We start from the raw sequence: 5,922 nt of genomic DNA, 5'->3' as shown, positions 1-5,922 counted from the left end.
ACTTTCAGCAATATATTTGTATTAAGACGTTATATACAAATATTTAAAGGGGCTAGGTTGTGGTATTCTTGGGGTTATCGTGTGCATTCACATGCCTCTTGTAGTTATCTGCAAAGGTTATCTGCAAAATGGTGGTGGTTTAATTGTCTAAACACAAAGTTTTAGGCTGCACACTTTTAGGAAATATATCAAACGGCACAAGGAGTCAAATATGACTAAACACGTCGCGCCGAAAGCCAAAACTACTGCGACGGCATTTGCCAAAGAACTTCAAGAGCACCTCAAGTACACCCAGGGTGTAACGCCAGAGCAGGCCACTACGGCAGATGTGTATGTTGCCGCTGCTACCGCAGTTCGTCGTCACTTGATGGACTCTTGGATGCAGACTCAGCATGACATGGTTAATGGCAACACCAAGGCTGTGGGCTATTTGAGCGCAGAGTTCTTGATGGGTAAGCAGCTTGAGAACGCTTTGTTGAACGCTGGTCTTACTGACCAATTCAATAAGGCTGTTACTAAGCTTGGCTTTGATCCAAAGGCTGTTATCGATGCTGAGTATGAACCAGGTTTAGGTAACGGCGGTTTGGGTCGTCTCGCAGCCTGCTTCATCGATTCACTCGCCTCTATTGGCGTTCCAGCATTTGGCTACGGCATCCAGTATCGTTACGGCATCTTCAAGCAGCGCTTTGATGAAGAAGGTAAGCAGGTTGAAACCCCTGATTACTGGCTTAGCAATGAAGAGCCATGGGGTCACATTGATTATGGTCGTGACCAGCGCGTCAACTTCGGTGGTGAAGTTGTAGAAGAAAACGGCAAGCGCGTTTGGAAGCCAGCTTGGTCTGTTCGTGCAGTACCAGTTGACTACATGGTTCCAGGTTATAATTCTGGTCGCGTAAACACTCTTCGTTTGTGGACTGCTAAGTCTTACGACGAGTTTGATTTGCTCACCTTCAACAAGTCTGATTACTTGGACGCTGTTAAGCCACAGGTTGCAGCGGAAAACATTTCTAAGATTCTTTACCCAGAAGATTCCACTCCAGAAGGTAAGGCTTTGCGTCTTGAGCAGCAGTACTTCTTCGTAGCTGCTTCTATTCATGATGCTATCCGCGTATTCTATCCAGGTCAGGATAAGCCGGATCTCACCACCTTCCCAAGCAAGATTAACTTCCAGTTGAACGATACTCACCCAGTTATCGGCATTCCAGAGCTTATGCGCGTTCTTATGGACGAGTACGGCTACGATTGGAACACCGCTTGGGGTATCACCACCAAGACCTTCAACTACACTTGCCACACCTTGCTTCCAGAAGCTTTGGAAGTTTGGCCAGCCAAGCTTATCGGCGAACTTTTGCCACGCCACCTTGAGATCATTCAGGGCATCAGCGAGCAGTTCCGCAACGAGCTTCGCGGTAAGGGCGTTGCTGAGGATCAGGTTGAGCGCATGCGCATCGCTACCGACGCTGACGAAAATGGCGAAGGTGCTGTAGTTCGTATGGCTTACTTGGCTACCTACGGCGGTTCTTACGTTAACGGTGTTGCTGAGCTTCACTCTGAGTTGTTGAAGGATGTCACTTTGAAGGACTTCTCCAGCGTTTACCCAGATAAATTCAAGAACGTCACTAACGGCGTAACTCCTCGTCGCTTCGTGCGCTTGAGCAACCCACGTATGTCTGCTCTTATCACTGAGGGCTTGGGCACCGACGCTTGGCAAGGTAATTTGGAGCTTCTCGAAGGTTTGAAGCCATTGGCTGACGACAAGGCATTCGTTAAGAAGTTTGCTGAAGTCAAGAAGCAGAACAAGCTTGCCTTCGTTGATTTCGCAAAGCAGAAGTATGGCTTTGAGATCAACCCAGACACCATGTTCAACACCATCATCAAGCGTTTGCACGAGTACAAGCGCCAGTCCATGAAGATCCTCCAGGTCATCTCCATGTACGCTGGAATTAAGAACGGCACAATCGACGTCGACAAGATGCTTCCACGCACCGTGTTCTTCGGCGCTAAGTCTGCTCCTGGCTATGCTATGGCAAAGCTCACCATTCAGCTCATTAACAATGTTGCTCGCGTGGTGAATAACGACCCAGCATGCAAGGGCAAGCTCGCTGTGTTCTTCCCACCAAACTACAACATCGAGTTGGCAATGAACTTGATTCCTGCCACCGATTTGGATGAGCAGATTTCTCAGGCTGGTAAGGAAGCTTCCGGTACTGGTAACATGAAGTTCGCTTTGAACGGTGCTTTGACTGTTGGTACTCTCGATGGTGCAAACGTTGAGATTCGTGAGCGCGTTGGCGCTGAGAACTTCTTCCTCTTCGGCATGACCGTTGACGAGGTTGAGAAGCTCTACGCTGAAGGCTACGATCACGGCGGCTCCCGTAAGTACTATGAGTCTGATCCTCGCTTGAAGACTGCTGTGGATATGGTTGCTGACGGCACCTTCTCCAACGGCGACAAGAGCGTGTATGAGCCACTCGTTAACGATTGGCTTACCCACGATTACTTCATGGCAATGGCTGACTTCAGCTCTTACATGGATATTCAGGCTCAGATTGAGGAAACTTACCGCGATCCAATGAAGTGGGCTCGCATGGCAGTCTTGAATGTAGCCAACTCTGGTTACTTCTCTTCTGACCGCTCTATCGAAGATTACCTCGATCGCATTTGGCACACTGGTGCTCTTCCAACACCTGTTGCTGAGTAATTGAGTATTCTCTAATAGCAATACATAATAACGCCTGCGTGAGTTTTGTACTTCCGCAGGCGTTATTGTTTCTAAACTCACTACTGCTTTTCGTAGTGTTATTTATTTCGTAGTGTTATTTATTTGCATAGTTACGTTATTTATGCATATATTTTTATTTTTAATCTTTTGAAGAAATTGTAAATATTGTTATTTTATTTTGCATGCACCTACCATTTGACACTAATAACTCCTAGAATAGCAATGTATTTTCAACAATATTCGCATGCCTTTAGTTGCGTGCTTTATTAAAGAAGGTTTTATGAAGAAGAAGAGTATACGCTTATCGTATTCATACATAATTACAGCAGTTATATGCGCTCTCGCGCTTTTGTTTAGTTTTGCAGCAAACAGCTTTGCTTTAACTTCTCGCGCAACTGCGCAGTCAACGCAACAGTCACAAAATAATAAACAAACGAATACCCCCCCCCTGAAACAAACTGATAGAAGCACAACTCAAACAAATAACACTGAACTACAATCTCTTAAACCATTAGACGAAAATATTTACGGCAAAGTTGACGTAAGTAAATGGACTGTTACAGTAAATGGCACAAGCGCGACCATTGAATCTTACAATGGCGATAAAAAGCATGTAGTTGTTCCAACGCTTGCAGATCTTAAAGATGATACAACTAATGGAAGCAAGTACAAAGGTGTTACTAGCTTAAGCATTGCAGAGAACACTTTATCTGGATTAATTGATAAAAATCAAACTGACACTACAAATAACACTAAAACTATTGCTATTTCTCATAATGGCAATCCTGTTAATATGCCTGACACTAACTTAAGTTATTTGTTTGCAAGCACAAAGCTTACACATATTGATCTTGCTAATTTACATACAGGTAGAATTACTGGTTTACATAGAACATTCTTTGACAATGGGGAACTTCAAACTATAAAAGGCATAGAGAATTGGGATGTAAGTACTGTTACTAGTTTAGAAGAACTATTTTCTCAATGCTATGTTTTGGTAGATCTTCCTAACTTATCTAGCTGGAATACTTCTAAAGTAACGAACATGGATTATGTATTCAACGGATTAAAAATAGTGCCAGATAAAGATTTTGGATTCTTGAGCAAATGGAAAACCGACAATGTCACAACAATGGACAGCATGCTTGCACAATGCTATGAGTTGAGATCAGTAGAACCATTGAAGAATTGGAACACTGCTAAAGTAACGATTATGAAAGATATGTTCTATGCTGCAGACATAAGAGATTTATCTCCACTTGCTAACTGGAATGTTAAAAACGTTACTAATATGCAACAGATGTTTATTTCTAACTATAATCTCGAAGACTTCTCTGGTTTAGGTAAGTGGCAGCTTAATCACGATGTCAATATGAACAGAATGTTTTCAAAACTTACCGGTACATTAATAGCTAAAGATTGGAAGTCTGTTACAAGTTATAAGAATAGTCCACTGTTTATTAAAATTATCAATAATATGGCACAAGGAGAAGAACAAGGGCCTTATAACAGATCAGGAATCGGCGCAATTTTCATAACTGATGGACCCTTTGTTAAGGAAATAAAAAATATAAGTGGATTCCACCATTGTGTGCGCCTCTATCATTCTCGCAAAGATTATGACGATAAAAAAGCTCCTTTTGCAACTATCAAAATGCCAGTAGTCTACTACAGCACAAGCATTGATGCTTCAAATAAAGATGCACAACGAAACGTTGTTCTTGCGGAAGCTCAGAAAAAAGTCAATAACTGGATAAAAGAAAAAGAAAAGAAAGATAATAAAAAATACGTAATTACAGATACCATTTTCGACAAGTTCAAAAACAGCTACAATGACGCTCATTTAACAGCTAACGCATCATTTGTTATTGAAGAAGTAAAATACAAAAAAACTATTACGCAAACTATAACAGTTCACGATCAGCCGGGCGAGCCAGAATATACTATTATTCGCAAAAGAGAGATTCATCGTACTCTTAAAACTGATAGCAAAGGCAATAAAGTGTTAAGCCCTTGGTCTAAAGCTGTTTTTGAGAAGTTTACACTTCCTCAAATTAAGGGATATAGTGTTATGCCAGTAGAAAAAGCTTCTACTACTGTCAATATTAAAGATGATGTTTATTATGTTCAATACAATAAGCAAACAACCACCGATACCGGCACGCAAACTGATACACCGGAAACAACCGACACTGGCACTGGCACAGATACAGTGACAGATACACCAGAAACCACTGATACTGGAACACAAACAGATCCAGAACCACAAAAGCCTGCAAATCCAGATCACTCAAATGTTCCAGACAAGCCGAATATTATTTACGTTCAAACTATGCCAAATAATGCCGGCACACAAAATCAAAAAGATCAACAAAATAACGATACTTCGCCTGCTTGCAATTGTGATTGTTCCGCTAAAAATATCGGTAATAACGAAAATAAAAGAAACAACCAGTCTGCAAATAGCACTTCTAACGCATCGCACACTGAACAAAATAATGCGTCAAAAAATCTATTAGCAGCAACAGGTTCTGCAACGCAATATGCAGCATTACTGTCGTTGTTCATTGCAACCTCCGTTGGATCGTTCTCCTTGGGCAAACTGCGTTTCAAAAAGCGCAAGCATGCAATTAAGTAATACTGCTGCGTAAATTACATAAAAGGCGGAAGCTGTTAATCAGTTTCCGCCTTTTTGTGTAGATTTTAGTTAAATTGCATGTAAGACAAACGCTTTTGTTTGCAACAATTCTTTAGTAATTACAAATAAAGGCGACTACGAATATACGCAATCGCCTTTATTTTGGACTGTATAAAGCAAATGTCACTTATGCCTCAGCGGCAGGAGTATCGTTAGCTTCTTTCTCTTCTTTTTCTAACCCTAGGTCAATTGGCGAAGAACTGTTCTCCCATGGTTCCTCCCAAGGGTCATAATCAGGATTATGCTGCTTGTACACATACAACGCAGCAATACCTGCGAGCAGTGCTCCGAAGAGCAGTGCAAAGAACTTCCAACCGCCAGAGGATCTGTTCTCCATGATGGCTCCTTTCCGGTTAAGCTGACCTGCTCGTCCAAGTCAACAATCTATACCGCTTTTTGTCGCGTAATAACTATCATAGTTGCTTTTCTTCAGAGTTGCATCTTTTTTAAATAATGTTATTGATTAAATTTGTGAAGTAAAACCGATATCATAAGCATATGC

General features: G+C 41.9%; 3 protein-coding genes. 2 read left to right on the top strand and 1 reads right to left on the bottom strand.

Annotation, left to right across the window (positions count from 1 at the left end; translation table 11 throughout):
* The first annotated feature begins 211 nt into the window (after positions 1-211).
* Together A5294_RS03205 and A5294_RS03200 are read left to right on the top strand one after the other, a co-directional pair.
* Positions 212-2,701, top strand: a complete 2,490-nt coding sequence (locus tag A5294_RS03205; protein ID WP_004119745.1) for a glycogen/starch/alpha-glucan phosphorylase — start codon at positions 212-214, stop codon at positions 2,699-2,701.
* Positions 2,702-3,002: 301 nt separating this feature from the next.
* Positions 3,003-5,360, top strand: coding sequence for a BspA family leucine-rich repeat surface protein (locus A5294_RS03200; RefSeq protein ID WP_064340446.1), 2,358 nt, complete (start codon positions 3,003-3,005; stop codon positions 5,358-5,360).
* Positions 5,361-5,547: 187 nt separating this feature from the next.
* On the opposite strand, the gene A5294_RS03195 is transcribed toward A5294_RS03200, so the two are convergent.
* On the bottom strand, positions 5,548-5,757 hold the full coding sequence (locus A5294_RS03195; protein WP_004106126.1) for a hypothetical protein: 210 nt from the start codon (positions 5,755-5,757) through the stop codon (positions 5,548-5,550).
* Positions 5,758-5,922 lie beyond the last annotated feature (165 nt).

It is taken from the genome of Gardnerella sp. 30-4 (genome assembly GCF_001641215.1).
Classification (GTDB): Bacteria; Actinomycetota; Actinomycetes; order Actinomycetales; family Bifidobacteriaceae; genus Bifidobacterium; species Bifidobacterium leopoldii.
This window is presented reverse-complemented; position numbering and strand designations above follow the sequence as displayed.